Origin of the sequence: Caballeronia sp. LZ032 (genome assembly GCF_031451315.1) — a bacterium.
Taxonomy (GTDB): Bacteria; Pseudomonadota; Gammaproteobacteria; order Burkholderiales; family Burkholderiaceae; genus Caballeronia.
Map to the genome: position 1 here is coordinate 1,314,607 of NZ_JARUXP010000001.1, position 25,636 is coordinate 1,340,242.

Sequence of the window (25,636 nt, forward strand, 5' to 3'; positions counted from 1 at the left end):
TCACTTGACGGTGAAGTTGTAGTGGCCTTGCGTGCGATGTCCGTCCGCGGCAAGCGCGGTCCATTGCACCTTGTAGACGCCCGGTTGCAGCGCAGGAAGCGCGACGCTCATGTGCTTCTTGTCGTTGTCGGCGACCACGGACTTTTCGGTGTTGACCTGGGTGCCTTGCGCATTCGTGACGATGAGCTTGCTGAAGGTCGGTTCGAGCGCTTCGCCGAAGTCGATGGCGACCTCGTGCGGCGCGCTGACCGTCGCGCCGGGGCCGGGCTGCTGCAATTTGGGCAAGGCGTGGGCGAGCGTGAGTTGCGCGGCCAGGGCGCAGGCGAGCGCGAGCGCGCCGCGCACAAGCGATGATGACTTCATGACGTGTCCTTGAAGGTTCCGGACGGGGTGCGTCGCGGAAGGGTGTTGAAATGGAGGCGCGGCGTGGTGGTTTCAGGCGCGCGCGTCAGACGTCAGAAAGCGGCGGGCGGGGCGCGGGGTTGTGCGGCGCGCAGTCGTGCGCTGAATGGTGCGTCGGCGGGAGCTTGGGTCACGAACGGCTCGCGCGTGGCTTGCAGAATGTTGGGGCTGGATGGCGTTGCGGGCGGAGTGGGCGCGTGCGCGATGAAGTCGCAATAGGCGCAGGCTCGCAGGTGCGCGAGACTGTCGTGTTTAGTGCGATGCGCGGGAGGCTGCTGGTCTGACAGCGCGGTGGGTGCAACGGAAGCGCAGACTGAAGCGAGCAATGCATCGATGCGCGCGTGTTCGAGCGCCTGCGACGTGACGGGCACAAGCGAGAGCAGCAGGATCGCGCAAAGTGCCGCGATTCCGCCGATCTTCCTGACGATGGCCCGACGCAAATGATGCATGCCGCGTTCGATGGTTGGACGATGCTGAGCGAGGGATTATGCCATGGGGGTCTGGCGGGGCGGCGTCTCGGGGAGCGACGGTTCGACGCGGAGGAATGCAGAAGAAGAACGGCAGACAACAAAAAACCCGCTCGATGGCGGGTTGATGTGTACGACGTGTTGCCTGATTCACTTGTCTTGACTGACGCGCTGCTGCATGAATCTTCAACTGTGGTTGCGGGGGTAGGATTTGAACCTACGACCTTCGGGTTATGAGCCCGACGAGCTGCCAGACTGCTCCACCCCGCGTCCGTCGAAGAAAAGATTATAAGTCATCGCTTACTTGAGCGCAATGGCTTGCTCGTCTCTCAATGCATGTCGAACCGAATTGCCTGTACGAGACGATGCTGCATCGAGTCGCTTTAGCACCGATGCATGGCCGGTTCGCATGTTGCTGTTGCATCCGCGCATGTCAAAATCGCAAGCCTCGGCCGTGTGCCACGCACAGAGGTGCCGTGACTCAAGCGCGGCACACACCCACCAGACAAGCCAGTCAAGGAGTCGCACGCTCATGGACATTCCACACGTTCTGCAGGCCATCGCGCATCAGGAACGCACGCTCGTGTTCCCGCAGTTCCATGCCGAACAGGCGTGGCAGATCGGCTCGCAATTGCGCGAGATGGCGGTGGCGCGCGGCGCGGCCGTGGCCATCGATGTGCGCACCTTCGGCCGCAAGCTGTTCTATATCGCGCTCGACGGCACCACACCCGACAACGCGCGCTGGATCGAACGAAAGTCACGCACCGTCGAACACTTCCGCCGCAGTTCGTATGCGCTCGGGCTCACGCTGCAACAGGCGGGCACCACGCTCGCCGACAAGTTCAGCCTCGATCCCGCCGAGTTCGCCACGCATGGCGGAGCCTTTCCGCTGCGCGTCGCGGGCGCGGGCGTGATCGGCTCGGTGGCGGTCTCGGGACTGGCGCAGCGCGACGATCACCAGATGGTCGTCGAAGCGCTCTGCGCGGTACTTGGCCACGACTTCAGCCAGCTCTCGCTCGGTCAGGACTGACGTACGACGACCGACACGCAACCTCCCAGCCTTGAAGGAATCGATGCGCTCAACCGCTTATGTCCTGCTCGCGATCGCGATCGTCGCCGAAGTCATCGCAACCTCCGCGCTGCGCGCCTCCGATGGCTTCACGCGCCCGCTTCCCGCGGCGATCGTCGTGGCCGGATACGGAGTGTCGTTCTATCTGCTGTCGCTGACGCTGCGCGCGTTGCCGGTCGGCGTCGTCTATGCCGTGTGGTCGGGCGCGGGCATCGTGCTGATCACGCTGGTCGCCGCGCTGCACTTCAAGCAGACGCCTGATCTGCCCGCGATGCTCGGCATGAGTCTCATCGTGGCGGGCGTCGTCGTGCTCAACGCGTTCTCGAAGATGAGCGCGCACTGAGAACCATCGAATGATCGGACCGCGCGTGCGAACGCTGCGGCGTTATTTGCAGCGGACGATCATCGAACGATTCTTCACGTTCGCCGAGATCACGTTGGTGATGCCGCCGCCGGTGGGGCCGCCTTCCTCGTTGTCCTTCGACACGATGTCGTAGCCGGTCGCGCCGCATTTCTCGCCGGCCAGGACGTAGCAGCTGGCCCAGCTGGATCCGGCATCGGCGCCGCTGCAGTTGACCGCGTAGCCCGTCTGGCCATCGGGCAGGTTGATCAGCGAAGCATCGTTCGACGATGCACATGCGCCGAGACTCGCCATTGCGAGCGCGGCCGCGCCAGTCAGCGCGGCACGCAGCCAGGAAGCCTTCGAAGCAACGTCCGAAGCGTCGGGTTGAATTGCGCATGCGGAGTGTCGGCGCGTGCGCCGGCCGTGATCCTTCATCTTTACCTCGTGAAAACGAATGATGTTGCGCCGCTCACAGGACGGTCACAGGACAGTCGCATGAGGGCCTTTTTGAGAGAGCGCATTGTCCCATACACGCCTTACGCAACACGTAAGCGCTTGTTAGCGAAGCCGTCCGCCGGGCGCGATGCTTGCGAAAGAAGGCTGAAGGACCTATGCCGCGGCGAGACGACCGCGGCGCCGATGAAACAATGGGAACGAATGAACTAATTTCCGGATCCGACGCCTTACTGTTCTGATCGGCGGTTGAAATTGCCTGATCGAAGCGTCGTGAGCCGCGGCGCGCGGTCCGTCAAAGGAGGAAGAAACATGGCAGAACGAGTCACGGGGCCATACCGGGGCTACTACATCAGCGCTTCGGCGCGGCTCGTGCAGAACCACGAGCCACAGAGCGAGGCCGGGCCGATCTACGTCGGATCGGTGAGTCTCGCGCAGGGCGGCCCGGACGACGTGCATCGTTTCGAGGCGCTCGTCGACCTCGGCCCGGAGCAGCGTTTCTCGACCGAAGCCGAGGCGCTCGCCCACGTCGAACAGGCAGCGCGCGAGTATATCGACCGCTTGCTGCGTCCGGCATGATACGCCCCATTCACCTGAGACACGCGGTGCTGTTCGACGTCGCGAGCTGCCTGGCCGACTTGTTTCCGAGCGGCGCAGACATCGCGGAGATCGGACTGGAGGCGGCGCCTTCGCTGTTCGTCAGTTGGCGCACGGGTGGGGTGGCCAATCATCCTGGCAACATCGCATGGGGCGTGCATTACCGCTTCGATGCGCAGGTGCTGCGCACCTATCCGCAGCTCGCCGACGACGCCCGCGAGCGGGTCTGCGAGCGCGTGCGCGAGATGAGCCGTCTGCTGGATTTCAATTACGCCGATCCCTTGGCGAGCTCGCTGCTGGTGGTCGATATCGACGAGCACGTGCTTGCTGCGTAACGCACTCGCTGGCGTTATCGCGAAGGCCGCGGGGTATGGACCGCACGACGGCCGCGCAGTTACCATAGTCGCCGCACCGCTTTACGCGAAGCATGAGCCGGTCGAGCGCTCCGCATCATTCGCGTGGAGCGGGCCGTCACGGCCAAGCTACGAGACCATCATGGACATCCGATTTCTTCAGGACGCGCCCGACTATCGCGATTCCAATCTGACCGTCGAATTCGCCGCGCTCGTCGATGGCCGGCGCGTGCCCTGCGCGATCTCGGTCGAAGCGCTCGAAGATCATTTCGGCGCGCAGACCTATGACAGCGCGGGCTGGATCAATGCGTTCGACGCCGCGCGCACGCACATCGAAGCCGTGGCGCGCGAGCATTTGCGCGTGACCAACGGCATGCCGGTGCTCCTGAAAAGCGGCCACTTCCCGCCCGGTCCGGTAACGTCGACGCAGCACTGAAGCCCACGCGATTTCCACTCTTACATGGCGCGATGTAAGACCTGCATCGCGGTGTGTGTGCCCGCCGATAAAAAGATGCGAACGCCCCCGAGCGTCTGCTTTCGCGTTATCACGCAACGGAGTACCATCTCCAGACTCGCCGCACGCGATGCGATTCGCTCGGCATAGTACTTGCTCGACGCCATGCGCTCGGCTTGAGCAACCACATTATAAAAATCGCACGGGGTCGTCATGTTCCATTCCTTTCTTCACTCGCTTGTCGAGTCCAATGCGCTATGGCTCATCTGGGCAGCCGTCGGTGTGCTGATTCTGGCGGTATGCATCGTGTTCGCTTCGGTCGTCCTGCGCGACTCGGACGAGCCGCTGTACGAGTCGGTCGCGCGGCCGGACAACGACCGCATGCCAGTCTGACCGGGTCATCGGCGGCGCAGGGCGGGGCCGCGAATTGACTTCGAAATTGACGGTGCCGACAATGCCTCGCATGGGACCGCGAGCGCACCGCACCGAGCAGAGACGCGAGCAGCGCATGGCGCTGCGCGAGCGCATACTTGAAGTCTCGCGCGAGATCGTCAGGCGGGAAGGCTTCGCTTCGCTGTCGATGAGAAAGCTTGCCGGAGCCATCGATTATTCTCCCGCCGCGCTCTATCTTCACTTCAGGAGCCGCAGCGAGATTGCGCGGGCGCTGTGCATGGAAGGCCACCTGCGTTTGCGCGAGGCGTTCGTTGCGCAGGCGAGCATCGTGGACCCGGCCGCCCGTCTGCATGCGATGGCGCGCGCGTACGTCGAATTTGGTCTGGCCGAACCGCAGACGTATCGGCTGATGTTCATGGAGCCGGCGCTCTCCGGCGAAGCCGCGACGGATGATGTCGGGGCGCAGGCTCCAGCAGATGCTCAAGAAGCCTCCGGCGCCGTTGCGGCCATGCTGGCGCCGATCGCCGACGCGTTCCTCGAGCTGCGCGCGGCCGGACGCCTGCCGCCGCACGCCGTGCCCGCGGCCTGTGCGGAAGGACTCTGGGCGAGTCTGCATGGCATCGTCGCGCTGAAGCTGAACGGCGCGGCATGGCCCGCCACATTAGTGGAAACGCTCGTCGAGCTGTCGCTCGAAGCGTGGTGCAAGCAGGCGGACGAGCGCGCCGGCCAGACGCGAAACACGGGAACCAAACCTCGGAAAGCAGAACCTCAAGGCAATTCAGCGAACCGACCCGACACCTCAACACGATGACCACCGAAGACATCCGAATCGACACCGCCAACGGCATCGGCTTCATTGCGCTCGAACGTCCGAAGGCACTCAATGCGCTGACCGCGCCGATGCTGGGCGCGATCAGCGAGGCGCTGCGCGCATGGCGGCACGACCAGGCGATCCGCGCAGTCGTCATCTTCAGTCCGCACGTGCGCGCGTTCTGCGCGGGCGGCGACATCCGCTTCCTGTACGAATCGGCGAAGGCGGGCGAGCGCGAAGCCATCGACGCTTTCTTCACCGAGGAATACAAGCTCAATCACGCGATCTTCACGTTCCCGAAACCATATATCGCGGTGGTGAACGGCGTCGTGATGGGCGGGGGCATGGGTATCTCGCAGGGCGCGCATCATACGGGCGGCCTGCGTATCGTCACGCAATCCACCAGGATGGCGATGCCCGAGACGCGCATCGGGCTGTTTCCGGATGTCGGCGTGAGCTGGTTTCTTGCGCGCGCGCCGGGCGCGATCGGCCGCTATCTCGCGGCCACCGGCGCGACCATGGCCGCTGCCGATGCGCTCTATGCCCGCATGGCCGACGCCTATCTCGACGACGGCGCGTTGCCCGGCTTGATCGAATCGCTGCGACATCAGCGCTTCCTCGATGGCGTGGAGATCGTGCGTTTCGTGCAGGGTGAAACCACGAAGTACAAGGTGGCGCCGATTCCCGAACGCAGCGCGCTCGCCGATGCGCGCACCCTGATCGACAAGCATTTTGCGGCGGGCAATGGCGCGTCGATCCTGGCGTCGCTCGAGCGCGATGCCGATGCCGGTCAAGAGTGGCCGCGACAGACGGCCATGGAATTGCGCGAGCGTTCGCCGCTATCGGTCGATGTGGCCTTGCAGCAAGTGGACCGCGCGAAGTTCTCGACCATGGCGGAGACCTTGCGTCGCGATCTCGACCTCACGCGCACGGTATTCGAACGCGGCGACGTGGTGGAGGGCATCCGCGCGCGCATCGTCGACAAGGACAATCAGCCGCAATGGAAGCTGGCGCGGCTGGAAGACGTGAAGGCCGCGGACGTCGAGCGCATGTTCGAAAGCGCGTGGACGCCGGCGGCGCATCCGCTCAGGCTTTTGAAGGATTGAACGGGGGAGCCTCGCGGCGTGCAAGCGGCCCGGTCGGGCCGTTTTTGTTTTATTTGCGGCGTGAGCGCGGATCAGCGTGTGTCGCTGCCTGCCATCAAGGCGCGCATGAAGACGAGGGCGCCCCAGCCCCAGATCGCGTTGGCGATGAAACTGGGCGCGAGGCGCGGCAGCATGTTGCCGGCGGGCCAGATGCCGCGGATGGGATCGATGATGAACGCGCCGACCGCCGTCAATACGATGCCGCCGAACACAAGTGCCCCGATCCATGGTGCGCTGCGGTCCGGCGCGACACGCAGCAGCCACGCCATCAGAACGCCGAAGACCGCGCTCCAGAGCGCGTTGGCGATGAATTCCGGGATGCCGAGCGGAAGGAAGGGCAGGGTGGAGAAGCCAGCGGGATCGATGAGGCCTGCCGCGTGCAGCAGTGCCAAGGTCGATTCGCGAAAAAAGAGTGCGGCGAGGAAACCGGAAACGAACGGCAGAATGATTTTTTGCATTGGCAGGACCGCTTGGATCGCTTGAACATGTCAAGCCCGGAGCCGCGGTTCTCTCGGAGTATCGTGACGAGCGCCATTATAGGGGCGTCGCGGGTGCTTCCAGCCTGCGACCGGCGCCGTGCATGACTATTTCGCGATTGCGTCGCTCGCGGGGCTGTGGTGCAGCATGCGATCGCTGTTCTGCGGCGGAGTGGGGCGCTTGACCGGCATGTTGTCGGGGTTGTCGGGACGGGTCGCGCTTGCGGATGGCGCACCGGGCGTGGTCGGCGGTTTGACCATCGAGGCGCCGTTGTCCGGGCGGCTGGGCTGGGCTTGCGCTGTGTGGGCAAGCGCGGCGCTGAGAACGAGAGCAGCTGTCGCAAGACGATGGCGGGGCATGATGGTTCTCCGGGCGGCGTAGGCGAAATGCCTTGGCTGAGTGCACAGAGAAGCTCAGCAAGTTTCTGCCCAGCCCGGAGAGGTTAAGTGGACGGGCCTTCTGTCCAGTCGTACGCGGGTCTGCGACCGGACTAGGGAGAGGTCGGCTGAAAAAAGTGGAAGCCAACGTTTCGTAAAATCGTGAAACGGAGGCATGAATGAATCGAATTCCCAAAGCGGTCTACACGAGCAAGTTTCGCGAGGAGGCGGTCAAGCAGGCATTGACTGAAGGTGTCGGTGTTTCGGAAGCGGCACGCCGGCTCTCGGTTCCGCTCAAGACACTGGCGAACTGGGTGCGTTCAGCCAAGGCAGGCAAACTGCAGAAGGTCGGCAGGGACCAGAAGCCGCTGACCGAACTGGAGGCCGAGCTGGCGCGCGTGCAGCGAGAACTGGCGGAAGTGAAAATGGAGCGCGACCTGTTAAAAAAATTCGCGACGCACTTTGCGAGGGAGTCGCGGTGAAGTACGGCGTGATTGAACAGATGCGACAGGATTATCCGGTGCCACCGATGTCCAGAAGCTCCTCAGGCAGTTCGGCATGCGCGCGTCGATGAGTCGCCGCGGAAATGACTACGATAACACGCCGATCGAATCGTTCTGGGGGCACTCAAGAACGAACTGATCTGTCATCAGCGCTTCGCAACGCGCGAGCAGGCCAGGCTCGCCATCGCCGAGTACATCGAAATGTTCTACAACCGGCAGCGCACGCAGGCACGTCTGAACTACCTGTCGCCTGCCGCATTTACGCGGCGATTCTATCTGGATCGTACCGTTGCTTAACGCGTTGGCCTCCACTGATTCCGACCGACCTCATGCGCGAGCGAGCGCTCGCCTGAGAAGAATGCAAACATCATTTTCGCGTTGCCCGGATTGCCGACCTAGCGCAAACACGAACCCCGAAAAGCAAAAAGCCCAGTTCATGGAACTGGGCTTTTTGCATGAATTCTTGGGGTGGCTGATGGGACTCGAACCCACGACGACAGGAATCACAATCCTGGACTCTACCAACTGAGCTACAGCCACCACTGTTACTGCGATCCCGACTGCTTTGAAACAGCTACCGCAGCAATCAAGAAGCGAGATTATACGAACAAAGACCACACTTGACTAGTCCTTTTGAGCGTCTTTTTCCGCCCATCGGCGTTCACGATTCGATTGCTTCCATCGCCTCACGCAGATGCCCGCGCGCTTCGTCGAAGATCGCGAGATCGCCGGTGGCGAGGCGGCGGCTGTCGGACAGGACACGACGCCATCCGCGCGCACCCGCCACGCCGCGATACAGTCCGAGCGCATGTCGTGTCACCGCGCCGAGATAAGTGCCGCGCGCGAGCTCGCCGCGCGCATATGCAATCAGCGCTTCCTCGATCTCTTCACGCGAAGGCACTGGCGTGGACGCGCCATAGAACCGCGTGTCCACGGCTGCCAGCACGTAGGGGTTGTGATAGGCCTCGCGGCCGAGCATCACGCCGTCGACGTGCTTCAGATGCTCTTCGACTTCGTCCAGCGTCTTGATGCCGCCATTGATCGAAATCTCCAGATGCGGAAAATCCCGCTTCAGCCGATACGCATAGTCATACTTCAACGGCGGAATCTCGCGATTTTCCTTCGGGCTTAGCCCTTTCAGGATCGCGTTGCGCGCGTGCACGATGAAAACCTCGCAACCCGCGTCCGCCACGGTCCCGACGAAATCCCGCACGAACGCGTAATCCTCGACCTCGTCCACGCCGATGCGATGCTTGACCGTGACCGGTATCGTTACGGCGTCGCGCATCGCCTTCACACCGTCCGCGACGAGCTGCGGCTCCTTCATCAGGCACGCACCGAACGCGCCGCGCTGCACGCGCTCCGACGGGCAGCCGCAATTGAGGTTGATTTCGTCGTAGCCCCACTGTTCGCCGAGCTTCGCGCTGCGGGCGAGATCGGCTGGCTCGCTGCCGCCAAGTTGCAACGCGACGGGCGCTTCGGCCGGCGTGAAGGCGAGATGACGGGCGACGTCGCCATACAGCAGGGCGCCGGTCGTCACCATCTCCGTATAAAGCCAGGTGTGCCGCGACACCAGACGATGCAGCGAACGGCAATGGCGGTCGGTCCAATCCATCATCGGAGCGACGGAGACACGACGGGACTTGAGCTTGGGTACGGCGGCCATGAGCGAATGAGCAACGGGCCCACTGAACGCGAGCCGCTTGAAAATAAAGGGAATTTGCGATTTTACCGCACTGCGGCGGAAAACCGGGCAGGAAGGCGTCGCGCGGCGTCCGGGACCCCGTTCGCTCCGCCCACCCCCACGCCACCCCATGCTACGATTTTCCCTTCCCCCGGGACGAAATTGGAGGCAGCCATGGCAACCTTGGCGATCGACGGCGTGCGCTGGGTCAACGACCGCGTGACCAGCGTGCGATGGGGCAGTTTCGATTCATCCACTAACGACTGGACCGCGCCCACCACCATCGTGGACGTTCAGCAGGTCGTGGACGCCATCCACAGCGGCAAGGAAGTGCGCACGCTGTTCACGCTCGGCGGGCGAACTTTTCTCGGGCCGAAAGTGGGCGCGCTGCCTTATACAAACGGCCACGTGGGCATCGAGGCGCGGGTTCAGGACGGGCAGATCGAGAAATCGCTGGAGGATCTCCCCGCCGTCTGATCCCGGCGCGGTCCGTTTCCTGCGACATCCGATCGCGCGTGCGCAAGCGGCGCTGCCCTCATCGCACGCGTGATGCTGGCCGACGGTTGCGCCCGTCCAGCCAGTGCAACACGCAGCGGCGCTGCATCCGCGACGCCGCCGGTGCGTCACCATCCACGAGGAGGTCGGTATGGCATCGTCGAATGAAGGGAATCTGCGCGCGTTCGTACAAACCGCGGAACAGGCGGGCGGTTTCGTCTGGGTCATCGCGCTGGTTGATTTTTCCGCGAAGGAGGTCAAGCGTGCATTGGTCTCGGAGGAAAACTTCGCGACCGCCGACGCCGCGCGCGATGCCGGCAATGACCGCCTGAAAGGCATGTCGAACGACCGCTGAACCCATCCGTCGCACAAAGCTGGACAGAAACTCGTTCGATGACTTCGAACGAGTTCGCCAAGCTGCTCGTACGGCAACGCGCAAACCCGCGCCCATAATGCCTTCACACAGATCAACGTTCAAAGGAGAACGTCATGAATCGCTTCGAAGGCAAGACAGTCCTGGTTACCGGCGGCAACAGCGGCATTGGCCTGGCGGCCGCGCAGGCATTTGCGGCTGAAGGCGCGCGCGTCGTCATCACGGGTCGCGACGAGGCTTCACTCGCCGAGGCGCGCGCCACGCTCGGCGAACATGCGCTCGCGATCCGCAACATCGCGGGCACGGTCGCCGCCGCACGTGAACTCGCGCAGCAACTTTCAGACGCTCAAATCCGCCTCGACGCGGTATTCGTCAATGCGGGTATCGGCATCTTCGCGCCGTTCACCGACATCGACGAGAACGCCTGGGACGACACTTTCTCGATCAACGTGAAAGGCCCGTACTTCCAGATCCAGGCGTTGGTGCCTCTGTTCAACGAAGGTGCATCGATCGTGCTGAACGGTTCGATCAACGCGCACATCGGCATGCCGACGTCACCGGTCTACGCAGCCAGCAAGGCGGCGCTCGTGTCGCTGGCGAAAACGCTCTCGGCGGAACTGCTGCCGCGCGGCGTGCGCGTCAACGTGGTGAGCCCCGGTCCGGTCTCGACGCCGTTGCACGAAAAGCTCGGCATCGTCGATGACGCGCGTGCGCAGCTGCAAGCCCAGATTCCGCTCGGCCGCTTCGGCAAGTCGAGCGAAGTGGCGGCGACGGTTTTGCATCTCTCCGCGCCGGAGTCGGGATTCATCGTCGGGACGGAGATCGTGATCGACGGCGGGATGAGCCAGCTCTGATCTCATCCAATACGGCATGGACCTGCTTCCGGCCATGCCGCGCGGATCACTGCATCGGCCACCAGGCGCCGATGCCGGGCTCGGCGTCGAGGGCGCGCAGGAAGTCGTCGGCGAAGGCGGCGCTGGCCAGCTCATGTTCGAGCGAGCCTGCGGTGAAGTCGTGAGGATTCTTGAGGCCTTTGGCGTGGCGGATGACGGCGACCGTTTCGGTCAGGGCGGCGATGGAGTCGAGCGTGTGCGAGTTCATAGCGCACTTTTACGGCAGGGACGGATCAGCCTTTAGAGCGGACGCGCAAATTCGGCGCGCCCGCGCATCAGGTCCTCGATTTGCCGTGCCCTGAAACCAGCGCGCCCGCATCCGGTGCGAGCGTAAAGAGATCGGCGACGCCGATCAGCCCGATCAACCCGACGATCAGGAACGCCACGCTGAAATCCTCCGGGCCGATGCTATGGGCATCGTGCCCATGCAGCCATTCGCCGAAGCGCAGCGCAATGGCGCCGATCGCCACACCGATGCCCATCGTCATCTGGAACAGCGTGCTCGACAGCGCGGAGGCCGCGCTCATCTGCGCCTTGGGCACGTCCGCGAAACTGAGCGTGTTGAGCGCCGTGAACTGCAACGAGCGCGACAATCCGCTTGCGAACAGCACGGCGGCGATCACGAGCTTGGGTGTCGACGGCGCGAGCAGGCTCATCGCGGCGAGCGAGAGCGCGGCGAGCACGCCGTTCACGATCAATACCTGCCGAAAGCCGAAGCGGCGCATGACGGGCGTCGTGACGAGTTTCATCGAGAGGTTGCCCGCGAACACCGCGAGCGTCAGCAGGCCCGATTCGAACGCGTTCATGCCGAAGCCGACCTGGAACATCAGCGGCAGCAGGAACGGCGCGGCGCTGATCGCGATGCGAAACAGCGAACCGCCGCCCATCGCGACGGCAAAGGTCTTCACGCGCAACGCGGCCAGGTCCACGACGGGTTGCGCCGCGCGGCGCAGATGCAGCCACGACGCGATGCCCGCGATTCCCCCCACCAGCACGAGCACGCCGACCGAGGTCCAGTCGGCGTCGCTGCGGCCGCTCAGTTCCATCGCATACAGCAGCGTGGTGCAGGCGATGCCGCACAGCGCGAAGCCGGGCAGGTCGAAGCGGCGCCGCGCGTCCTCACGCGTGTTGTCGAGATAGCGCAGCGTGAGCAGGAGGCCGATCAGCCCGAGCGGCACGTTGAGATAGAAGATCCAGCGCCATGACGAGTACGTGGTGATGAAGCCGCCCAGCGGCGGCCCGATCACCGGCGCGACGAGCCCCGGCCACGTGATGATGGCGATGGCGCGCATCAAGCCTTCCTTGGGTGTTGCGCGCAGCACGGCGAGCCGTCCGACCGGCACCATCATCGCGCCGCCGATGCCCTGCAGCACGCGCGCCGCGGCGAACGCGGGCAGGGTCGAGGTGGTCGCGCACAGGACGGACGCCGCCGTGAACACGGCAATCGCGCTGCCGAACACGGTGCGCAGGCCGAAGCGGTCGGCGGCCCAGCCGGAGATCGGAATGAAGACGGCGAGCGTCAGCAGATACGCCGTGATGCCGAGACTCATGTCGGCGGGATGCACGTTGAAGGAGCGCGCCATCTGCGGCAGCGCCGTGGCGATGATCGTGCCGTCGAGGTTCTCCATGAAGAAGGTCGCAGCGACCAGCATGACGATGAGCGACGCGCTGCGCTGGCGGGCGCGCTCGCTTGCGGACGGCATCGGATCGGGCATTCCTGAACGGGCGGATGGACGGTGGGCGAGGCTGCCATTCTAGCCGCGACAGCAGAGCTTGCGCGCCTATGGTAGTTTTCGCGCTTGCCTGGAAGCCCGCCACAGCCAAGGCTGGCCACGCGCTGACGAAGCGCTGACGGCATGCAGACATAACGCCAACAAGAGGGATTGGACAATGAAGTTTCGGAAACTGGGTGACTCGGGTATCGATGTAAGTCTGATCGGACTCGGCACCATGACCTGGGGCGAGCAGAACACCGAGCGCGACGCGCACGAACAGATCGACTACGCGCTGGCGCAGGGCGTCAATCTCGTCGATGCCGCCGAAATGTACCCGGTGCCGCCGCGTCCTGAAACACAGGGCCGCACCGAGCAATACATCGGCACGTGGCTCGCGCGGAACCCGTCGAAGCGCGCCGATATCGTGCTCGCCACCAAGATCGCCGGACCCGCGCGCCAGCCGCACAATCCGCGTCACATTCGCGGCGCGGGCAACCAGTTCGACCGCAAGAACCTGAACGAAGCCATCGACAGCAGCCTGAAGCGCCTGCACACCGACTATGTCGACCTGTATCAACTGCACTGGCCCGACCGCAGCACGATGACCTTCGGCCGTTCGGCGTATCCGTACGTCGACGACGAATACACGGTGCCCATCGAGGAGACCCTCGCCGCGCTCGCCGAACTCGTGAAGGCAGGCAAGATCCGTCATGTCGGCGTGTCGAACGAAACGCCCTGGGGCGTCGCACAGTTCCTGCACGCGGCCGAGAAGGCCGGGCTGCCGAAGATCGTCAGCATTCAGAATCCCTACAGCCTCGTGAATCGCACCTATGAACTGGGGCTGTCGGAGTTCACGCACCGGGATGGCGTCGGGCTGCTCGCGTATTCGCCGCTGGCGTTCGGCTGGCTCTCCGGCAAGTACGAAGGCGGCGCACGTCCGGCCGGCGCGCGCATCACGCTGTATGAGCGCTTCCAGCGCTACAGCAAGCCGCAGTCGGTCGCGGCCATCACGTCCTATGTCGAACTTGCCGCGCGCCACGGCCTCACGCCCACGCAGCTCGCGCTCGCGTTCGTCAATCAGCGGCCTTTCACGACCAGCACACTGATCGGCGCGACGACGATGGAGCAGTTGAAGGAAAACATCGGCAGCGTGGAGATCGAACTGTCGGAAGAAATTCTGGCCGAAATCGACGCGCTGCACGAGCGTCAGCCGAATCCTGCGCCCTGAAGGTTTCCGGATGCGTCGGCCGGACGCGCCGCGGAATTTCCTGTGCGTTCAGGGATTTGCCACGCTTTTTGCGGGCAACGCCGTGAATGTGTCAGCATGGAGGTTCTCGCGGCGGCGGGCCTCGGCGCTTCATCGCCCGGCCTCCAGGAAAACCGCTTGAAGACATTACCCGCTGGAAGTGCCGCACGTCGCAAGGTAACAAGGCAGGACAGGAAGCACTTCGCGCCCGCATCCTGCATCAACAACGCCGTCTGAACGCCCGTAGCGCCGCATCGCCGCGCGCCACGGCGCGTCCTTCGCATCACTCGCGGTGCCGTGCCGGCTGCAAGGCACTACACTTGCTCGATGGTCCTGGTTGCCCGCTGCGGCGCCTCAAGCCACAGCGCGCTCTTCGCAAAGGAGTCGTCGCTCATGTCTCAAGCATCACCTCAAGCAAAAGACCTCGATCGCCTGTCGATCGACACCATCCGCACGCTGTCGATGGACGCCGTGCAGAAGGCCAACTCCGGCCACCCCGGCACGCCGATGGCGCTCGCGCCCGTGGCGTTCCACCTGTGGCAGAACCACCTGCGCTACGATCCCGACGCGCCGCTGTGGCCGAACCGCGACCGCTTCGTGCTCTCGGTCGGCCATGCGTCGATGCTGCTGTACTCGATGCTGCATCTCACCGGCGTCAAGGAAGTCGACGAACACGGCAAGCCGACCGGCAAGGCCGCGGTCTCGATCGACGACATCGAGCACTTCCGTCAGCTCGACAGCAAGACGCCCGGTCACCCGGAGTTCCGCATGACGACTGGGGTCGAGACGACCACCGGTCCGCTCGGGCAGGGTCTCGGCAACAGCGTGGGCATGGCGATGGCCGCGCGCTGGAAGGAAGCCCACTTCAACCAGGGCGGCGACACGCTGTTCGACTATCACGTCTGGACGCTGTGCGGCGACGGCGACATGATGGAAGGCATCTCGCACGAGGCGGCATCGCTGGCGGGGCACCTGAAGCTGTCAAACCTGACGTGGATCTACGACAGCAACACGATCACCATCGAAGGCCACACGGAACTCGCCTACAGCGACGACGTGGCCTCGCGCTTTCATGGCTACAACTGGAACGTGCTCCACGTCGATGACGCCAACGACGGCGCCGCGCTCGAAGCCGCGTTCAAGGAGGCGAAGGCGACCCAGGACAAGCCGACGCTGATCATCGTCAAGAGCATCATCGGCTGGGGCGCGCCGCACAAGCAGAACACGGCGGGCGCGCACGGCGAGGCGCTGGGCGAGGACGAAGTGAAGCTCGCCAAGAAGTTCTATGGCTGGCCCGAGGACAAGCAGTTCTACGTGCCCGACGGCGTGATGCAGCACTTCGCCGAAGGCATGGGCGCGCGCGGCAAGAAGCTGCATGCCGAATGGAAGCAGCGCTTCGACGCCTACGAGAAGAGCCATCCCGAACTCGCGAAGGAAGCCCGGCAGATGCTGGATCACACGCTTCCCGAAGGTTGGGAAGACGCGATTCCGAACTTCGACGCAGATCCGAAGGGCCTCGCCACGCGCGACTCGTCGGGCAAGGTGCTGAACGCGATCGCGCAGCGCATTCCCTGGCTGATCGGCGGCGCGGCGGACCTGTCGCCGTCGACGAAAACGAACCTCAAGTTCGAGGGCGCCGGCAGCTTCGAACATGACGACTACTCGGGACGCAACCTGCACTTCGGCATCCGCGAGCACGGCATGGGCTCGGTCTGCAACGGCATGGCGCTGTCCGACATGCGTCCCTACGGTTCCACCTTCCTGATCTTCAGCGACTACATGAAGCCGCCGATCCGGCTCTCGGCCATCATGGAAGTGCCGGTCATCTACGTCTTCACGCATGACTCGATTGGCGTGGGCGAAGACGGTCCGACCCACCAGCCGATCGAACAGCTCGCGTCGCTGCGCGCGGTGCCCGGACTCACGCTGCTGCGCCCCGCGGACGCGAACGAAGTGGGCGAGTCGTGGCGCGTCGCGCTGACGCACAACAAGGAACCGTCGTGCCTCGTGCTGACGCGCCAGCCGCTGCCTACGTTCGACCGCTCGAAGTACGGCTCGGCGGAAGGCGTGCGGCGCGGCGCGTATGTGCTCGCCGACGCCGACGGCGGCAAGCAGCCGGAGGTCATCCTGATGGCCAGCGGCAGCGAAGTGTCGCTGTGTGTGGAAGCCTTCGAGAAGCTCACGGCCGAAGGCGTTGCGGCGCGCGTCGTGTCGATGCCCTCGTGGGACCTCTTCGAAAAGCAGGATGAAGCCTACAAGGAGTCGGTGCTGCCGACAGACGTGCATGCGCGCGTGTGCGTCGAGCAGGCGGCGACGCTCGGCTGGGACCGCTATGTCGGCCGGCTCGGGGCGCAGATCGTCATGCATACGTTCGGCGCGTCGGCGCCGTTGAAGGCGCTCAAGACGAAGTTCGGCTTCACGCCGGAAGCGGTGGTCGACGCCGCGAAGAAACAGCTCGAACGTGTGAAATCCAACGGCAAGGAGTAACGGACATGCAGATCGGCATCGTGGGACTGGGGCGCATGGGCGGCAACATCGGGCGCCGCCTGATGCGCGACGGACACCAGTGCGTCGTGTACGACCACAACCCCGAAGTCACCGCCACGCTCGCGGGCGAGGGCGCGACCGGCGCGAAGGATCTCGGCGATCTCGTCGCGAAACTGGAGACGCCGCGCGTCATCTGGCTGATGCTGCCGGCGGGCAAGATCACCGAGGACACGCTCGGCGACCTGCGCAAGATCCTCACGGCGGACGACGTGATCATCGACGGCGGCAACAGCTTCTACAAGGACGACATCCGCCGCGCCGCGCAGTTGCGGGAGCAGGGCCTGCATTACGTCGACGTGGGCACGTCGGGCGGCGTGTGGGGCCTGACGCGCGGCTATTGCATGATGATCGGCGGCGAAGAGGCGATCGTGCGCCGCATCGATCCGATTCTCGCGACCCTCGCGCCCGGACGCGGCGACATCCCGGCGACGCCCGGCCGCGAAGGCCGCGATGCGCGCGTGGAGAACGGCTACATGCATTGCGGGCCGGTCGGTTCGGGGCACTTCGTCAAGATGGTCCACAACGGCATCGAGTACGGCCTGATGCAGGCGTATGCCGAAGGCTTCCACGTGCTCGAACGCAAGGACTCCACCGACCTGCCGGAGAACGAGCGCTATTCACTCGATCTCGCCGATGTCGCCGAGGTGTGGCGGCGCGGCAGCGTGGTGTCGTCGTGGCTGCTGGATCTCACGGCGGGCGCGCTCGCCGGCGACGGCTCGCTCGATCGCTATTCAGCCGAAGTCGCCGACAGCGGCGAAGGACGCTGGACCATCGAGGCGGCGATCGAAGAGGCGGTGCCTGCGCAGGTGCTATCGGCGGCGCTGTACACGCGCTTTCGCTCGCGCGACGCCGAGTCGTTCCCCGAGCGGATGCTGTCGGCCATGCGCTTCGGCTTTGGCGGCCATCACGAGTTTCCGGTGAAGTAGCGGCCGTCACGCTGGCTGCTTGAAACAGCGGCGCCGAACCTTCGCGGTCCGGCGCCGTTTTCATTTCATCATGCGCCGCCTGAAAAGCCAGGCGCACAGGAAGAACGGCACCACGGCGTACGCGCACAACGCGAGCACATGCAGTGCCCAGCCATCGAGCGGACGGCCGAGCATGGCAGGACGGATCAGCTCCACCGCATGATAGAGCGGCAGCACCTGGGTGACGTGCTGCGCGAGCGCGGGCAGTTGCGCGATGGGGAAGAACACGCCGGAGAGCAGCAGCGTCGGCGTGAGCGCGAGCGTCTGGTAGAACATGAAGAAGTCGTAGCTCGGCGCAAGCGCCGTCACGATCATCGCCGTGCTGGAGAAAGCCAGCCCGGTCAGCACGATGACCGGCACCGCGATCAGCATCGACGGAAAGCTCGCGTAGCCAAGCGCGCCCGCGACGATCATGATCGCGACGCCCGACAGCACCGACTTGCTGGCGGCCCAGACAATCTCGCCCAGCACGATGTCGCCGAGCGTGAGCGGCGTGTGCATGATGGCTTCCCAGGTGCGCTGCACGTGCATGCGCGAGAAGCCGGAGTACATCGCCTCGAAGCTCGACGACATCATCACGCTCGACGCCGCCGTGCCCGCCGCGAGAAACGCGATATACGACACGCCGTCGACATGCCCGACCATCAGGCCGAGACCCAGGCCCAGGCCAAACAGATAGATCATCGGGTCGGCGAGATTGCCGATCATCGAGGCGATCGCGAGCTTCTTCCACACCAGGTAATTGCGCCGCCACACGGACATCCAGTGGGTGGCGTTGGCGGGCAGCGCGCTCGAGAGGGGCGTGAGGTTGTCGGCCTGGGCTTGCGTTTGTTTCCGGCGCGCGGCTTTGGCCTTGGCGCTGGATTGATCGAAGGTATTCATGAGCGTGTGCGGTTCAGTCCACCATCTCGCGGCCCGTGAGGCGCAGGAACACATCTTCCAGATTCGCCGGACGATGCAGATAACGCACGCCGGCGCGCCCGCGGACGAGCGCATGCACGGGTTGCGGGTCATCGACGTAGCAGAACAGCGTCTCGCCGCTGACTTCCATGCGCGCAACGAGCGGTTCCAGTTCGGCGGCGAGGGCTTTCGGGTCCGGCCCGTAGATCTCGATCACGTCCGAGCCGATCACCGACTCGATCAGTTCGCCCGGCCTGCCTTCGGCGATCTTGCGTCCTTCCTCGATCACGCACAGGCGGTTGCACAGACGCTCCGCTTCTTCCATGAAATGCGTGGTCAGCAGGATGGTCTTGCCGCGCGCGAGCAGGGAACGAAGCCGTTCCCAGATCAGATGGCGCGCTTGCGGATCGAGACCGGTGGTCGGTTCGTCCATCACGAGCACGTCGGGGTCGTTGACGAGGGCGCGCGCCAGCGTGAGGCGCCGTTTCATGCCGCCCGACAGCTCGCCGACGCGCGCATCGGCCTTGCTCTCCAGCCGCGCGAATTCGAGCAGCGACGGCACCAGCGCGTCCATGCGCGCTCCCTTCAGGCCGAAGTAACGACCGAACACGACGAGGTTTTCGCGGACGGTGAAATCGGGATCGAGGTTGTCGAACTGCGGCACCACGCCCACGCGTTCGCGAGCAAAGCGGGCGCGCGCCGGAACGGGTTCGCCGACGAGCCGGATCGAGCCGCTGTCCGGCGACGTGATGCCGAGCAGCATCTTGAGTGTCGTGGTCTTGCCTGCGCCGTTGGGACCGAGCAGGCCGAAGCACTCGCCGGGGCGCACATCGAACGAAAGGCCGTCCACCACCGTGCGCGTGCCGTAGTGCTTCCTGACCTCGCTGAACTCGATGGCGGGTGCGCAGGCGCCGGCATCGTCGTGAAGGCCGGCACGCGATGGCTGCTGCAATGTTTGATCAGTCATGCAATCGTGTTGCGAGGAAAAAGCGATGGGAAATCCAGCGGGCTAGTGTAATCCAATGCACCAGCGTGGCGCTCGACGTGCTGTTGCAAGCGGCAAGCCCGTTTCGAATCCGTGCGGAAGCCGCGTGCTTTGTTTCGGCCGTAGCGCGCGAGGCCTGCCTGGCAAGGATGTTGCACGGCTGGCACGACGCCAGCTAGCATGCACGGCGCACGCATCCGGTTAGCGTTTTCCACCGTTGTGACGCCCCGGGGGACACACGATCATGAAGATGCGACACCACGGGAAATCGCATTGCCATCACACGCCTCGTTCCGGTCCGGAGCGCAGGCGTCAAGGGCAAGTCTGGCCAGGGAGGTCAAGATGGATAGCTATCGAAAAATCCTGCTGTGCTATGACGGCTCCAGAGAGGGCCGCAAGGCGCTGCGTCAGGGCGCGAATCTCGCGCTCGACCTGAAGGCGGAAACGCACATTCTGGCCGTCGTCGACATGCGCTCGAGCATCGCACAGAGCGCCGGGCTGCTCACCGACATGGCCTGTGGCCGCTTCGAGGATGCCGCGCGCGACATCCTTCAGGAAGGCGTCGACTGGTTGCGCGAACGCGGTTTGCCGGCGCAGGGACACTTCGCGTTCGGCCATCCGATCGACGAGATTGCGGCGCTCGCCGAACAGCTGAACGTGGATCTGGTGGTCGTCGGGCACCGCTGCCGCAATGGACTCGCGCGCTGGTGGATGGGCGCGGGCAACACGCCGCTGCTCGATCGCGTGAAGTGCAGCATTCTGGTCGCCGTGTGTCAGGCGGGTGAGTCGACCGAGGCGGAAGAAGAGGCCGCCATGGCGGCCCGGCCTGTGAAGGCGGAAGCGGGCGCCTGAACGACGCTTCAGAAACGCCTCAGCCGTCCAGATTCACCGCGACGAGCTTCCATGACACGAGGCCATCGCGATGAAAGATGGCCGAGTAACGGGCGTCGCCGGCGCCGTGCTGATAGGTCACGGCGAAGGTATTCAAGTCGCGATAGCCCGCGGTGGTGGCAGGCGGTTTCGGCGCGGCTTCGGGTGTCGGGGCGGCGCTGCCCGATGCCGGTGCTGCGGATGAAACCGCCGCCTCGTTCGTTCCGGCCGGCGGCGGGCGTTCGCCGGGGGTGCCGCGCGGCGGGATGCCGTTGAGAATGGCCGCGACGCCGTCAGGCGTGGCATAGGTGTCCACCAGCGGACCGACGACCGCCGCGCCGATCATCGCGCCGATGATGGCGAGCGGATTTCCGCTTTTCTGGATGTCCACACGCCGCGTGAGCAAGGCGGCGACTTGCTCCTTGAGGCTCGCGCGCAGCGCGGGATAATCGACGTATTCATTGACCGTCTGCGCGTCGCGCGCATCGGCTGCGCGCTTGAGGCGATTCAACGCGATGTAGGGCGATGCATAGATATAGCTCAGCAGTCCGATGACGATCAGGACGACGAGCGCGGTCAGGATGGAGCGGGTAGTGCGGGACATGCGGTGAAAGGGCCTCGCGCGGAACGTGAATCCCGATTGACCGCGCAAGGGCCCGATAAATCCCGCGAACCCGAAATCGGCGTCTGCCGGGACCCGCTTACGCGAGGATCCCGCCCGCCAGCCCGGCGCTTTCCTCCGCGATGCAGCGGTCGATCATGCGCGACACTTCATCGATCTTGCCGACCAGGATCACGCGCGATTGTCCGCGATACACGCGCACCGGCGCGCGTTCGGCTGCTTCCGCATGCACGCCGCTGTTCAGCGAAACCCGCGCAAACGCCGGCTGACGCGACGGCAGTGCGGGCATGTCCGTCTCGAAGAGATCCGGCGTGGTTTCGGCGCGCGGCATGCCGCACGAAATCAGCGTGCGCAGATGACGCAGACGGCCGAATTGGCGGAAGGGCAACAAGCGGGCGAAACGTTCCATGGTGACTCTCCAGACGATAGGGCGCACAGCGGCCCACCGCGAACGGTGGCCGTCATGCTGGTTTTTTCGGTTGAACGCCCGGGTGAGCGTCGCTGCGGTTGGTGAGTTGATATTCCGCTATTACCAGGACATTTCTTGTCTCAGTGAGACAGGCGGAACATAAAAACTTTCAATCTTTTCTGAGGCTTGGTCTCACCAAGCTCACCACCGCGTATGCCGGAATATCAGAGCTCGCCGGAGCGAATCAGGCCGACCGCGATGCCTTCGAGCGCAAACTCGCCGCTGCCGGAGCGCACGAAAATGTTCTCGTAGTCCGGATTTTCGGCGATCAGTTCGACGCCATCGCGATGACGCTTCCAGCGCTTCACCGTCACGTCGTCGCCCAGACGCGCGACCACGATTTGCCCGTCCTTCGCTTCGGTGCGCTTCTGCACGGCCAGCAGGTCGCCGTCGAGAATGCCCGCGTCGCGCATGGACAGCCCGCGTACCTTCAGCAGGTAGTCCGGCTTGCTCGAAAACAGTGCAGGGTCGCAGGCGTAGTGCTGCGAGATGTGCTCCTGCGCGAGGATGGGACTACCGGCCGCGACCCGGCCGACCAGCGGCAGCGAAAGCTGCATGATGCTCGCATGCGGCAGCGTGAACTGATGCGGCACGTCTTCCGGCCGCTCGATGCGCGCTGAGTCGCTCAGCAGGCGAATGCCGCGCGACGAGCCCGCCGCGAGTTCGATCACGCCCTTGCGCGCCAGCGCCCGCAAATGCTCCTCGGCCGAATTGGCCGAACTGAAGCCGAGTTCGGCGGCGATCTCCGCGCGCGTGGGCGGGAAGCCCGTACGCTCGATCGCGCGCTGGATCAGCTCGAACACCTGCTGCTGCCGCGCGGTGAGTTTGGATGTCTTGTTCACTGGCTCGGACCCCTGGGGCACTGTATGGATGGACAGGTGACTGTATTTTTATACAGTATTCCGCGCTTTTCAAGCTTTACTTTAAGTTCGGTTGTGCAGGCCCGCAGCGAGCACGTTCGAGCCCCAGCCACCCTTTCTACGTAGAGGAATAAGCTTCTTAGCAGTTTCACGTATAAAAAAGTGACAAACGATTATTTCTAATCATATAGACGCGTCGTTAGACTGATTCCGTCAATTCGATAAGACGGAGAACGGGGAATGCAAAGCTTGAAATGGGGATTGGGTCGGGGCGCGCGACGCCTGCTCGCGGCGGCTGCGCTGACAGCGGCGGGCATCGGCATGGCGGCGTCCGCGAGCGCGGAGACATCGTTCCTGAACGTGTCCTACGATCCGACGCGCGAGCTCTATCAGGACTTCAATCAGGCCTTCGCGAAGAAGTGGAAGGCCGAGACGGGCGAGACCGTCACCTTCAAGCAGTCCCACGGCGGCTCCGGCGGCCAGGCGCGCGCGGTCCTCGACGGCCTGCAGGCCGATGTCGTCACCCTCGCGCTGGCGTACGACATCGACGCCCTCGCGGGCAAGGGCCTCGTCAACGCGGACTGGCAGAAACGTCTGCCGGACAATGCCTCGCCGTACACCTCGACCATCGTGTTCCTGGTGCGCAAGGGCAATCCGAAGCACATCAAGGACTGGGACGACCTGGCGAAGCCGGGCGTGTCCATCGTTACGCCGAATCCCAAGACCTCGGGCGGCGCGCGCTGGAACTACCTGGCCGCGTGGGCGTATGCGCAGCACAAGCCGGGCGGCAACGAGCAGACCGCGAAGGACTTCGTGACGAAGCTCTACAAGAATGCAGGCGTGCTCGATTCCGGCGCGCGCGGCGCAACGACGAGCTTCGTGCAGCGCGGTCAGGGCGACGTGCTGATCGCGTGGGAGAACGAGGCGTTTCTGTCGCTGAAGGAGTTCGGTCCGGAGAAATTCGAGATCGTGGTGCCGTCGGTGAGCATCCTGGCGGAGCCGCCGGTCGCGGTGGTGGACAAGGTCGTCGACAAGCACGGCACCCGCAAGCTCGCCGAGGCGTATCTCAAGTATCTGTATAGCGACGAAGGCCAGCAGATTGCCGCGCGCAATTTCTATCGGCCGCGTTCGAAGACGGTGCCGGCCGAGCTCACGAAGCAGTTTCCGAAGCTGAAGCTTTACACCATCGACGATACGTTCGGCGGCTGGGCCAAGGCGCAGAAGACGCACTTTGCCGACGGCGGCGTGTTCGACTCGATCTATCAGCCGCAGTAAGGACGGGTCCCGGCGACGCGGCGCACTCATGACGCCGCGCGTCGTTCATGCAGTACCCGGCAGCACGCGCCTCCCCCGGCGCAAAAGGAAGACTCAAGGATGACGACCCTCACATTCAGGAAGCCGAGCGCCTTGCCCGGCTTCGGCCTGACCCTCGGCATCACGCTGGCTTATCTGAGCCTCGTGGTGCTGATTCCGCTTGCGGCCACCTTCGCGAAGACCGCGACGCTCGACTGGGCCCAATTCGTCCGCGCGGTCACGTCGCCGCGCGTGCTGGCCTCGTACCGGCTGACTTTCAGCGCGGCGCTCGGCGGCGCGCTCATCAACGCCGTGTTCGGCTTTCTCGTCGCGTGGGTGCTGGTGCGCTACACCTTCCCGTTCAAGCGCATCGTCGATGCCATCGTCGACCTGCCGTTCGCGCTGCCCACGTCGGTCGCGGGCATCTCGCTCGCCGCGGTCTATGCGAGCAACGGCTGGGTGGGCCAGTATCTCGCGCCGCTCGGCATCAAGGTCGCCTTCACGCCGCTCGGCGTGCTGGTCGCGCTGACGTTCATCGGCTTGCCGTTCGTCGTGCGGACGGTGCAGCCGGTGCTGGAGGACTTCGAGCGCGAGCAGGAGGAAGCCGCCGCGTGCCTCGGCGCGTCGCGCTGGCTGACGTTCCGCCGGGTGGTGCTGCCGTCGCTGTTGCCCGCCTTGCTGACGGGCTTCGCGCTCGCGTTCGCGCGTGCGCTCGGCGAATACGGCTCGGTGATTTTCATCGCCGGCAACGTGCCGATGAAGTCCGAGATCACGTCCCTCCTCATCATCACCAAGCTCGAACAATACGACTATGCCGGCGCCACCGCGCTCGCCGTCGTGATGCTGTGCGTGTCGTTCCTGATGCTGCTGCTCATCAACACCTTGCAGTGGTTCCTGCAACGGCGCACGAGCAAGACCGGCGCGGCGCCGGCACAGGTCGCGCAGGCGACGGCAGGAGAACCGGCATGAGCAAGGTCCTGCCATTGCAAACCTCGTCGCAGCGCGAGACACACACGCTCAATCCCGTCACCGAGCCGCGCGCGGTGCGCTGGCTGCTGACGGGCATCGCGCTCGCGTTCCTCGCGTTCTTTCTCGTGGTGCCGCTCGCCGCCGTGTTCGCGCAGGCCTTCGCCAAGGGCCTCGACTATTACTTCGAGTCGCTGAAGGACCCGGATGCGTGGTCCGCGATCAAGCTGACGCTCCTCACCGCCGCGATCGCCGTGCCGCTCAATCTCGGGTTCGGGCTGGCGGCTTCGTGGGCCATCGCGAAGTTCGAGTTTCGCGGCAAGGCGCTGCTGACGACGCTGATCGATCTGCCGTTCTCGGTGTCGCCGGTAATCTCCGGCCTTATCTACGTGCTGATGTTCGGCGCCCAGGGCTGGTTCGGTCCGTGGCTCGCCGCGCACGACGTGCAGATCATCTTCGCGGTGCCGGGCATTGTGCTCGCGACCATCTTCGTGACGTTTCCGTTCGTCGCGCGTGAACTGATCCCGCTGATGCAGGCGCAGGGCAACGACGAAGAAGAAGCAGCGCACGTGCTGGGCGCATCGGGCTGGCAGATCTTCCGCCGCGTGACCCTGCCCAACGTGAAGTGGGGCCTGCTGTACGGCGTGATCCTCTGCAACGCGCGCGCCATGGGCGAATTCGGCGCGGTGTCGGTGGTCTCCGGGCACATTCGCGGCCAGACCGACACCATGCCGCTGCACGTCGAAATCCTCTACAACGAATACAACTTCTCGGCGGCGTTCGCGGTGGCGTCGCTGCTTGCGCTGCTCGCGCTCGTGACGCTCGCGCTCAAGCTCCTCGCGGAGCGGCGCATGACGCAGTCCGTGAGCGAAGCCAAAGCCTCCGCCACCGCACAGAACTGACAGGCCG

The 25,636-nt window shown here is 64.5% G+C and carries 31 protein-coding genes, 2 tRNA genes and 2 pseudogenes; 20 read left to right on the forward strand and 15 right to left on the reverse strand.

Annotation, left to right across the window (positions count from 1 at the left end; all coding sequences use genetic code 11):
• From QCE69_RS06125 to QCE69_RS06135, 3 genes are all read right to left on the reverse strand, one after another.
• Positions 1-363, reverse strand: a complete 363-nt coding sequence (locus tag QCE69_RS06125; protein WP_309929912.1) for a copper resistance protein CopC — start codon at positions 361-363, stop codon at positions 1-3.
• A 92-nt stretch (positions 364-455) separates the two neighbouring features.
• The gene (locus QCE69_RS06130; RefSeq protein WP_309929913.1) at positions 456-851 is read right to left on the reverse strand and encodes a DUF2946 family protein; all 396 of its coding nucleotides are present in this window, start codon (positions 849-851) and stop codon (positions 456-458) included.
• A 211-nt stretch (positions 852-1,062) separates the two neighbouring features.
• Positions 1,063-1,139: transfer RNA gene (locus tag QCE69_RS06135), tRNA-Met, on the reverse strand.
• 262 nt (positions 1,140-1,401) lie between these two features.
• Here QCE69_RS06135 and QCE69_RS06140 point away from each other — a divergent pair.
• Positions 1,402-1,899: a heme-degrading domain-containing protein gene (locus tag QCE69_RS06140; protein WP_309915627.1), complete on the forward strand. Its 498-nt coding sequence runs from the start codon at positions 1,402-1,404 to the stop codon at positions 1,897-1,899.
• Positions 1,900-1,942: 43 nt separating this feature from the next.
• Positions 1,943-2,281 (forward strand): multidrug efflux SMR transporter, encoded by a 339-nt coding sequence (locus tag QCE69_RS06145; RefSeq protein WP_309929915.1) that lies wholly within the window; start codon positions 1,943-1,945, stop codon positions 2,279-2,281.
• A 42-nt stretch (positions 2,282-2,323) separates the two neighbouring features.
• On the opposite strand, the gene QCE69_RS06150 is transcribed toward QCE69_RS06145, so the two are convergent.
• A complete protein-coding gene (locus QCE69_RS06150; protein ID WP_309915630.1) occupies positions 2,324-2,716 on the reverse strand; it encodes a hypothetical protein in 393 nt (130 codons plus the stop codon).
• Between the two features lie 330 nt (positions 2,717-3,046).
• Between QCE69_RS06150 and QCE69_RS06155 the strand changes: the two genes are divergently transcribed.
• The 7 genes and pseudogenes from QCE69_RS06155 (at position 3,047) to QCE69_RS06185 (ending at position 6,448) form a co-directional block, all read left to right on the forward strand.
• Positions 3,047-3,313, forward strand: a complete 267-nt coding sequence (locus QCE69_RS06155; protein WP_309929917.1) for a hypothetical protein — start codon at positions 3,047-3,049, stop codon at positions 3,311-3,313.
• On the forward strand, positions 3,310-3,666 hold the full coding sequence (locus QCE69_RS06160) for a hypothetical protein (RefSeq protein WP_309915636.1): 357 nt from the start codon (positions 3,310-3,312) through the stop codon (positions 3,664-3,666). The genes QCE69_RS06155 and QCE69_RS06160 overlap by 4 nt, the downstream gene beginning before the upstream one ends.
• A gap of 160 nt (positions 3,667-3,826) precedes the next feature.
• Positions 3,827-4,120: a DUF1488 domain-containing protein gene (locus tag QCE69_RS06165; protein ID WP_309929920.1), complete on the forward strand. Its 294-nt coding sequence runs from the start codon at positions 3,827-3,829 to the stop codon at positions 4,118-4,120.
• A gap of 231 nt (positions 4,121-4,351) precedes the next feature.
• Entirely contained in the window at positions 4,352-4,531 is a 180-nt protein-coding gene (locus QCE69_RS06170; RefSeq protein WP_309808151.1) for a hypothetical protein, read from the forward strand.
• Positions 4,532-4,646: 115 nt separating this feature from the next.
• Positions 4,647-4,793, forward strand: a pseudogene (locus tag QCE69_RS06175) (helix-turn-helix domain-containing protein); the annotation flags it as partial.
• 15 nt (positions 4,794-4,808) lie between these two features.
• A complete protein-coding gene (locus tag QCE69_RS06180) occupies positions 4,809-5,342 on the forward strand; it encodes a TetR-like C-terminal domain-containing protein (RefSeq protein ID WP_309931577.1) in 534 nt (177 codons plus the stop codon).
• Positions 5,339-6,448, forward strand: coding sequence for an enoyl-CoA hydratase/isomerase family protein (locus QCE69_RS06185; protein ID WP_309929922.1), 1,110 nt, complete (start codon positions 5,339-5,341; stop codon positions 6,446-6,448). Before QCE69_RS06180 ends, QCE69_RS06185 begins: the two co-directional genes overlap by 4 nt.
• Before the next feature lie 71 nt (positions 6,449-6,519).
• On the opposite strand, the gene QCE69_RS06190 is transcribed toward QCE69_RS06185, so the two are convergent.
• Together QCE69_RS06190 and QCE69_RS06195 are read right to left on the reverse strand one after the other, a co-directional pair.
• The gene (locus QCE69_RS06190) at positions 6,520-6,945 is read right to left on the reverse strand and encodes a hypothetical protein (RefSeq protein ID WP_309929923.1); all 426 of its coding nucleotides are present in this window, start codon (positions 6,943-6,945) and stop codon (positions 6,520-6,522) included.
• A 126-nt stretch (positions 6,946-7,071) separates the two neighbouring features.
• Entirely contained in the window at positions 7,072-7,323 is a 252-nt protein-coding gene (locus tag QCE69_RS06195; protein WP_309929924.1) for a hypothetical protein, read from the reverse strand.
• Positions 7,324-7,520: 197 nt separating this feature from the next.
• On the opposite strand from QCE69_RS06195, the pseudogene QCE69_RS06200 reads away from it, so the two are divergent.
• A pseudogene (locus QCE69_RS06200) lies at positions 7,521-8,141 on the forward strand (IS3 family transposase).
• A gap of 167 nt (positions 8,142-8,308) precedes the next feature.
• Here the strand turns inward: QCE69_RS06200 and QCE69_RS06205 are convergent.
• Together QCE69_RS06205 and dusA are read right to left on the reverse strand one after the other, a co-directional pair.
• Positions 8,309-8,384 (reverse strand) — tRNA-His (locus QCE69_RS06205).
• Positions 8,385-8,505: 121 nt separating this feature from the next.
• Complete coding sequence (gene dusA / locus QCE69_RS06210) at positions 8,506-9,510, reverse strand: tRNA dihydrouridine(20/20a) synthase DusA (RefSeq protein ID WP_309929926.1); 1,005 nt, start codon at positions 9,508-9,510, stop codon at positions 8,506-8,508.
• 192 nt (positions 9,511-9,702) lie between these two features.
• Here dusA and QCE69_RS06215 point away from each other — a divergent pair, with 192 nt between their 5' ends.
• From QCE69_RS06215 to QCE69_RS06225, 3 genes are all read left to right on the forward strand, one after another.
• The gene (locus tag QCE69_RS06215; RefSeq protein ID WP_309915655.1) at positions 9,703-10,005 is read left to right on the forward strand and encodes a hypothetical protein; all 303 of its coding nucleotides are present in this window, start codon (positions 9,703-9,705) and stop codon (positions 10,003-10,005) included.
• Between the two features lie 169 nt (positions 10,006-10,174).
• On the forward strand, positions 10,175-10,378 hold the full coding sequence (locus tag QCE69_RS06220; protein WP_309929928.1) for a hypothetical protein: 204 nt from the start codon (positions 10,175-10,177) through the stop codon (positions 10,376-10,378).
• A 134-nt stretch (positions 10,379-10,512) separates the two neighbouring features.
• Positions 10,513-11,250: an SDR family oxidoreductase gene (locus QCE69_RS06225; RefSeq protein WP_309929929.1), complete on the forward strand. Its 738-nt coding sequence runs from the start codon at positions 10,513-10,515 to the stop codon at positions 11,248-11,250.
• A 46-nt stretch (positions 11,251-11,296) separates the two neighbouring features.
• On the opposite strand, the gene QCE69_RS06230 is transcribed toward QCE69_RS06225, so the two are convergent.
• Together QCE69_RS06230 and QCE69_RS06235 are read right to left on the reverse strand one after the other, a co-directional pair.
• Positions 11,297-11,497: a hypothetical protein gene (locus tag QCE69_RS06230; protein WP_309808160.1), complete on the reverse strand. Its 201-nt coding sequence runs from the start codon at positions 11,495-11,497 to the stop codon at positions 11,297-11,299.
• 67 nt (positions 11,498-11,564) lie between these two features.
• Positions 11,565-12,992 (reverse strand): MFS transporter, encoded by a 1,428-nt coding sequence (locus tag QCE69_RS06235; protein ID WP_309915659.1) that lies wholly within the window; start codon positions 12,990-12,992, stop codon positions 11,565-11,567.
• 187 nt (positions 12,993-13,179) lie between these two features.
• Here QCE69_RS06235 and QCE69_RS06240 point away from each other — a divergent pair, with 187 nt between their 5' ends.
• The 3 genes from QCE69_RS06240 (at position 13,180) to gnd (ending at position 17,723) form a co-directional block, all read left to right on the forward strand.
• Positions 13,180-14,232 carry an NADP(H)-dependent aldo-keto reductase gene (locus QCE69_RS06240; RefSeq protein WP_309915660.1) on the forward strand — a complete coding sequence of 351 codons (1,053 nt, stop codon included), beginning with the start codon at positions 13,180-13,182 and terminating at the stop codon, positions 14,230-14,232.
• Positions 14,233-14,643: 411 nt separating this feature from the next.
• Complete coding sequence (tkt, locus tag QCE69_RS06245; RefSeq protein WP_309929930.1) at positions 14,644-16,737, forward strand: transketolase; 2,094 nt, start codon at positions 14,644-14,646, stop codon at positions 16,735-16,737.
• Between the two features lie 5 nt (positions 16,738-16,742).
• Positions 16,743-17,723 (forward strand): phosphogluconate dehydrogenase (NAD(+)-dependent, decarboxylating), encoded by a 981-nt coding sequence (gene gnd / locus QCE69_RS06250; protein ID WP_309915667.1) that lies wholly within the window; start codon positions 16,743-16,745, stop codon positions 17,721-17,723.
• Positions 17,724-17,783: 60 nt separating this feature from the next.
• Here the strand turns inward: gnd and QCE69_RS06255 are convergent, their stop codons facing one another.
• A complete protein-coding gene (locus tag QCE69_RS06255; RefSeq protein WP_309929931.1) occupies positions 17,784-18,644 on the reverse strand; it encodes an ABC transporter permease in 861 nt (286 codons plus the stop codon).
• A gap of 13 nt (positions 18,645-18,657) precedes the next feature.
• Positions 18,658-19,629, reverse strand: coding sequence for a nodulation factor ABC transporter ATP-binding protein NodI (gene nodI, locus QCE69_RS06260; RefSeq protein ID WP_309915672.1), 972 nt, complete (start codon positions 19,627-19,629; stop codon positions 18,658-18,660).
• Between the two features lie 360 nt (positions 19,630-19,989).
• On the opposite strand from nodI, the gene QCE69_RS06265 reads away from it, so the two are divergent.
• The gene (locus tag QCE69_RS06265) at positions 19,990-20,499 is read left to right on the forward strand and encodes a universal stress protein (protein WP_309929932.1); all 510 of its coding nucleotides are present in this window, start codon (positions 19,990-19,992) and stop codon (positions 20,497-20,499) included.
• A gap of 19 nt (positions 20,500-20,518) precedes the next feature.
• On the opposite strand, the gene QCE69_RS06270 is transcribed toward QCE69_RS06265, so the two are convergent.
• From QCE69_RS06270 to lexA, 3 genes are all read right to left on the reverse strand, one after another.
• Positions 20,519-21,121: a DUF2939 domain-containing protein gene (locus QCE69_RS06270; RefSeq protein ID WP_309929934.1), complete on the reverse strand. Its 603-nt coding sequence runs from the start codon at positions 21,119-21,121 to the stop codon at positions 20,519-20,521.
• 97 nt (positions 21,122-21,218) lie between these two features.
• Positions 21,219-21,548: a hypothetical protein gene (locus QCE69_RS06275; RefSeq protein WP_309915680.1), complete on the reverse strand. Its 330-nt coding sequence runs from the start codon at positions 21,546-21,548 to the stop codon at positions 21,219-21,221.
• A gap of 224 nt (positions 21,549-21,772) precedes the next feature.
• Positions 21,773-22,450 (reverse strand): transcriptional repressor LexA, encoded by a 678-nt coding sequence (gene lexA, locus QCE69_RS06280; protein ID WP_309929936.1) that lies wholly within the window; start codon positions 22,448-22,450, stop codon positions 21,773-21,775.
• Positions 22,451-22,708: 258 nt separating this feature from the next.
• Between lexA and QCE69_RS06285 the strand changes: the two genes are divergently transcribed.
• The 3 genes from QCE69_RS06285 to cysW all read left to right on the forward strand — a co-directional run bounded on the left by QCE69_RS06285 (position 22,709) and on the right by cysW (position 25,629).
• Positions 22,709-23,743, forward strand: a complete 1,035-nt coding sequence (locus tag QCE69_RS06285) for a sulfate ABC transporter substrate-binding protein (protein ID WP_309915683.1) — start codon at positions 22,709-22,711, stop codon at positions 23,741-23,743.
• Between the two features lie 99 nt (positions 23,744-23,842).
• Positions 23,843-24,730, forward strand: a complete 888-nt coding sequence (cysT, locus tag QCE69_RS06290; protein WP_309808172.1) for a sulfate ABC transporter permease subunit CysT — start codon at positions 23,843-23,845, stop codon at positions 24,728-24,730.
• Positions 24,727-25,629 carry a sulfate ABC transporter permease subunit CysW gene (gene cysW / locus QCE69_RS06295; protein WP_309929938.1) on the forward strand — a complete coding sequence of 301 codons (903 nt, stop codon included), beginning with the start codon at positions 24,727-24,729 and terminating at the stop codon, positions 25,627-25,629. Before cysT ends, cysW begins: the two co-directional genes overlap by 4 nt.
• The last annotated feature ends 7 nt before the right edge of the window (positions 25,630-25,636 follow it).

Bases quoted from the DNA above. Each gene is read 5' to 3' on its own strand.
- QCE69_RS06145 (WP_309929915.1), top strand. From the start codon at position 1,943: ATGCGCTCAACCGCTTATGTCCTGCTCGCGATCGCGATCGTCGCCGAA.
- QCE69_RS06155 (WP_309929917.1), top strand. From the start codon at position 3,047: ATGGCAGAACGAGTCACGGGGCCATACCGGGGCTACTACATCAGCGCT.
- QCE69_RS06285 (WP_309915683.1), top strand. From the start codon at position 22,709: ATGCAAAGCTTGAAATGGGGATTGGGTCGGGGCGCGCGACGCCTGCTC.
- QCE69_RS06140 (WP_309915627.1), top strand. From the start codon at position 1,402: ATGGACATTCCACACGTTCTGCAGGCCATCGCGCATCAGGAACGCACG.
- QCE69_RS06180 (WP_309931577.1), top strand. From the start codon at position 4,809: ATGGAAGGCCACCTGCGTTTGCGCGAGGCGTTCGTTGCGCAGGCGAGC.
- QCE69_RS06225 (WP_309929929.1), top strand. From the start codon at position 10,513: ATGAATCGCTTCGAAGGCAAGACAGTCCTGGTTACCGGCGGCAACAGC.
- QCE69_RS06195 (WP_309929924.1), bottom strand. From the start codon at position 7,323: ATGCCCCGCCATCGTCTTGCGACAGCTGCTCTCGTTCTCAGCGCCGCG.
- dusA (WP_309929926.1), bottom strand. From the start codon at position 9,510: ATGGCCGCCGTACCCAAGCTCAAGTCCCGTCGTGTCTCCGTCGCTCCG.
- QCE69_RS06130 (WP_309929913.1), bottom strand. From the start codon at position 851: ATGCATCATTTGCGTCGGGCCATCGTCAGGAAGATCGGCGGAATCGCG.
- QCE69_RS06150 (WP_309915630.1), bottom strand. From the start codon at position 2,716: ATGAAGGATCACGGCCGGCGCACGCGCCGACACTCCGCATGCGCAATT.
- QCE69_RS06215 (WP_309915655.1), top strand. From the start codon at position 9,703: ATGGCAACCTTGGCGATCGACGGCGTGCGCTGGGTCAACGACCGCGTG.
- QCE69_RS06220 (WP_309929928.1), top strand. From the start codon at position 10,175: ATGGCATCGTCGAATGAAGGGAATCTGCGCGCGTTCGTACAAACCGCG.
- QCE69_RS06255 (WP_309929931.1), bottom strand. From the start codon at position 18,644: ATGAATACCTTCGATCAATCCAGCGCCAAGGCCAAAGCCGCGCGCCGG.
- QCE69_RS06165 (WP_309929920.1), top strand. From the start codon at position 3,827: ATGGACATCCGATTTCTTCAGGACGCGCCCGACTATCGCGATTCCAAT.
- tkt (WP_309929930.1), top strand. From the start codon at position 14,644: ATGTCTCAAGCATCACCTCAAGCAAAAGACCTCGATCGCCTGTCGATC.
- QCE69_RS06270 (WP_309929934.1), bottom strand. From the start codon at position 21,121: ATGTCCCGCACTACCCGCTCCATCCTGACCGCGCTCGTCGTCCTGATC.
- QCE69_RS06275 (WP_309915680.1), bottom strand. From the start codon at position 21,548: ATGGAACGTTTCGCCCGCTTGTTGCCCTTCCGCCAATTCGGCCGTCTG.
- cysW (WP_309929938.1), top strand. From the start codon at position 24,727: ATGAGCAAGGTCCTGCCATTGCAAACCTCGTCGCAGCGCGAGACACAC.
- QCE69_RS06230 (WP_309808160.1), bottom strand. From the start codon at position 11,497: ATGAACTCGCACACGCTCGACTCCATCGCCGCCCTGACCGAAACGGTC.
- QCE69_RS06235 (WP_309915659.1), bottom strand. From the start codon at position 12,992: ATGCCGTCCGCAAGCGAGCGCGCCCGCCAGCGCAGCGCGTCGCTCATC.
- QCE69_RS06160 (WP_309915636.1), top strand. From the start codon at position 3,310: ATGATACGCCCCATTCACCTGAGACACGCGGTGCTGTTCGACGTCGCG.
- cysT (WP_309808172.1), top strand. From the start codon at position 23,843: ATGACGACCCTCACATTCAGGAAGCCGAGCGCCTTGCCCGGCTTCGGC.
- nodI (WP_309915672.1), bottom strand. From the start codon at position 19,629: ATGACTGATCAAACATTGCAGCAGCCATCGCGTGCCGGCCTTCACGAC.
- QCE69_RS06240 (WP_309915660.1), top strand. From the start codon at position 13,180: ATGAAGTTTCGGAAACTGGGTGACTCGGGTATCGATGTAAGTCTGATC.
- QCE69_RS06125 (WP_309929912.1), bottom strand. From the start codon at position 363: ATGAAGTCATCATCGCTTGTGCGCGGCGCGCTCGCGCTCGCCTGCGCC.
- QCE69_RS06185 (WP_309929922.1), top strand. From the start codon at position 5,339: ATGACCACCGAAGACATCCGAATCGACACCGCCAACGGCATCGGCTTC.
- QCE69_RS06170 (WP_309808151.1), top strand. From the start codon at position 4,352: ATGTTCCATTCCTTTCTTCACTCGCTTGTCGAGTCCAATGCGCTATGG.
- gnd (WP_309915667.1), top strand. From the start codon at position 16,743: ATGCAGATCGGCATCGTGGGACTGGGGCGCATGGGCGGCAACATCGGG.
- QCE69_RS06190 (WP_309929923.1), bottom strand. From the start codon at position 6,945: ATGCAAAAAATCATTCTGCCGTTCGTTTCCGGTTTCCTCGCCGCACTC.
- QCE69_RS06265 (WP_309929932.1), top strand. From the start codon at position 19,990: ATGGATAGCTATCGAAAAATCCTGCTGTGCTATGACGGCTCCAGAGAG.